Annotated in this window: 3 protein-coding genes; 1 reads left to right on the top strand and 2 read right to left on the bottom strand. The window is 36.9% G+C overall.

The annotated features are described in order from the left end of the window. Window positions 1–243 precede the first annotated feature (243 nt). Window positions 244–585 (top strand): helix-turn-helix domain-containing protein, encoded by a 342-nt coding sequence (locus H8716_RS17355; protein ID WP_249310213.1) that lies wholly within the window; start codon window positions 244–246, stop codon window positions 583–585. A 161-nt stretch (window positions 586–746) separates the two neighbouring features. Here H8716_RS17355 and H8716_RS17360 read toward each other — a convergent pair whose 3' ends face one another. Next, window positions 747–1,682 (bottom strand): IS3 family transposase, encoded by a 936-nt coding sequence (locus H8716_RS17360; RefSeq protein ID WP_330606681.1) that lies wholly within the window; start codon window positions 1,680–1,682, stop codon window positions 747–749. Continuing rightward, window positions 1,637–2,314, bottom strand: a complete 678-nt coding sequence (locus tag H8716_RS17365) for a helix-turn-helix domain-containing protein (protein ID WP_249310211.1) — start codon at window positions 2,312–2,314, stop codon at window positions 1,637–1,639. Before H8716_RS17365 ends, H8716_RS17360 begins: the two co-directional genes overlap by 46 nt. Between the last annotated feature and the right edge of the window lie 207 nt (window positions 2,315–2,521).

The following is a 2,521-nucleotide window of genomic DNA, read 5'->3' on the forward strand; positions in this document are numbered from 1 at the left end:
TATGAGGAACAATATCTAAAAAATCTGGAAACGACTGTAGCAAGCTTAGCAAGTTAACAATTACATAAAAAGAGAAAATTGGTTGCATTTAATTTGTACTTTTTCTTGACATAGGACCAATTAAGCAATGATTCGCCTATTAAATCAGATCCACAACCAGAACAATCATGCTTGTTTACCAGTATAATAAGGTCATTCCACAGCCGCAACCGGCACGATAAAATATTGTTGAAGTGAACGATTATACCGGTTGATAATTTGGGCAAATTGGGAATGAGAATGCGCGCTGCTCGAAATGAAATGGGGCTTACACAACAACGGCTTTCTGATATGTGCCATATTTCCATACGGGAAATTGCCAAAATTGAAAATGGGGAAATGAATCCTTCCTTTTTAATTCTGAAAGCCATCATTCAGGTTCTTCATAATTCTTTGGATTCTCTGATTATATCAGATGAGAGAGCTGAGCAAATGAAAATGCTATATCTTAGCTGTCCTCCAGAAATGCAAGAAACACTATTGAATAATACGAAAAGGCTTACAGAAGAACTAATCAGCCTATCCAAGAAACTTGAAAAGGAATAAGCCAGTGAGCGAAATTTGAAGGTTTCGTCACTGGCTTATTCTATTCCTACGGGAAAGAGGCAAGCAATGGGGCTGTCGCACTATGAACCGCTCCCCGTCAAGTAGACAATTGAAAAAATATAAATTTTTCCTGCCAGCAGAAATTTATCTGCTGGCAGTTTTTATGCAGCTTGCAAGTAAATTTCGTGTTTTTCCATTGGTGTTAAAATTCCGAGATTCCTTTGTAAACGTTTATTGTTATAGTAATCTACAATCATTTTTACGAGAGTACATCTATCAGTGTATCGTTTTCCATAGTATCGCTCTCTCTTCAGAATTCCCCAAAAGCCTTCCATTGGTCCATTGTCGATACACTTAGCAACTCGTGACATGCTTTGTATTATTCCAGCATTTACAAGTTTTGTATGAAATGTCCTGTTCGTATATTGGAATCCCCTGTCACTGTGAAACAGTGGCTGCGCACCAGGATTTCTAAGTAAAGCATTGTCTACCGTATCAAACACCAAAGCATTGTTGTTCTTATCACGAATAACATACGAAACAATCCGTCTATCATATAGATCCAGTATTGCACTTAGATAAACTTTATGCTTTTCCATCCCAATATAATAATGGAATTCTGTCACATCAGTGAGCCATTTTTCATTTGGTGCTTTGGCAGTGAACTCCCGATTAAGTATGTTTTCAGCTATATACTGAGGGGTTGCAGCCTGTCTTGTGCATCCGTTGTTAGAATACTTGATAGTTGATTTTATATTAAGTTTACGGCAAATGCGTAGCACACGTTTATCGTTTACATCAATACCATGATATCGTTCCAAATCATCTCTGATTCTTCGATAACCTTTATCCGGTGAGTCTGTATGAATCTTTTCTATCTCGTCAGCAATAAACCTATTCTTTTGCTCACTTTTAGGAATTTCTCTGTGTAGCCATTTATAATAAGCTGCTCTAGAAACATTACCAAGTTTACAAAGTGCAGCAACTGAATAATTATGATCTTCATGTTCTTCTTTGATTGCCTGATATATATGTTCATGACGGACCAGGCTTAGCCCCGCCTCCTCTCTATTTCTTCGAGTTTTTTTAAAAAAGATGCCTCCATTTCAGCACGTTCTTTCTCTGCTTTTAAAATTTTAACTTCAGCACGCAGCTTTTCTAATTCACTCATCTCATCGGGACGTTTTCGTTTGCCACGGTTATCTCTTAAAGCTTCCACTCCACCAGCTTCATATTTGACTATATAATTGCGAGCCTGTTGATAGGACACCTGGTATTGTTCTGCTGTTTGGGCATAATTACGATCATGTGCGATACAATACTGTACTATTTCAACCCGTTCTTCAAAAGTGGTTTTTCGTCCTTTGGTCATGAAAATGCTTCCTCCTGTTCCAGAAGATTTTAATTCTTCATGACCATTATACTTCTTTATCCAAGTTTGTAACTTACCTTTTGAACGGATCCCGTATTTTTTGCAAATATCATTTTGAGAACCATGGCCTGCTAAATAATCTAAGACTGCTTGTTGTTTCAATTCTTTGGAATATTTTTTATTTCCTTTCAATGTGAATGCATTTGCTCCCATAGATTCATAGTTTCGAATCCATTGTTGGACAGATGCAAGACTTACATCAAACATATGGGCAATTCGCCGTTGGCTTTCTTTTCCATCCAGATATAGATTTACAGCATATATCTTATCCTCAACAGATACTTTTCTTTTAGACATAAAATATGCTCCCTCCTAAGTGGCAAGTTTTTATTATTTCACTTGTCTACCTAGAAGGGAGCATATCATTTAGTGCGACAGCCCCTTCTTATTTTATTCTACAATCTTCCTGTTATAGTCCTTATGAAACACAAGCTCATACTGTGAGATTTGTGTCATTTCCAACTTATTTCACTGCTACTTCATAATATTCTGGTTCTTCTGTCA

The sequence above is a fragment of the Jingyaoa shaoxingensis genome, assembly GCF_014385005.1.
Classification (GTDB): domain Bacteria; phylum Bacillota; class Clostridia; order Lachnospirales; family Lachnospiraceae; genus Marvinbryantia; species Marvinbryantia shaoxingensis.